This window comes from Pantoea sp. Ap-967 (genome assembly GCF_011752565.1).
Lineage (GTDB): Bacteria > Pseudomonadota > Gammaproteobacteria > Pseudomonadales > Pseudomonadaceae > Aquipseudomonas.
Genome location: NZ_VWXK01000112.1, coordinates 1 through 265, shown reverse-complemented (window position 1 = coordinate 265; position 265 = coordinate 1). Strand labels below are relative to the sequence as shown.

The window sequence follows — 265 nt, the reverse complement described above, 5'->3', positions numbered from 1 at the left end:
GGTTGGGTGTGTAAGCGCTGTGAGGCGTTGAGCTAACCAATACTAATTGCCCGTGAGGCTTGACCATATAACACCCAAGCAATTTGCGCATGAAAGCCAAATTGTGGTGGTGAAGACGAAAGAACCGGAAATTCGCAACATCACAAATTCACATATCCGAATTCGCTAAGCGTGTCCAACAGGACATTCTGGCAACAGAATTTCTTGACGACCATAGAGCATTGGAACCACCTGATCCCATCCCGAACTCAGTAGTGAAACGATG

At 46.8% G+C, this 265-nt stretch carries 1 rRNA gene; it reads left to right on the top strand.

The window, feature by feature from the left end:
• Nucleotides 1–203: 203 nt before the first annotated feature.
• Nucleotides 204–265: ribosomal RNA gene (gene rrf / locus F3J45_RS29740) — 5S ribosomal RNA — on the top strand; the annotation flags it as partial.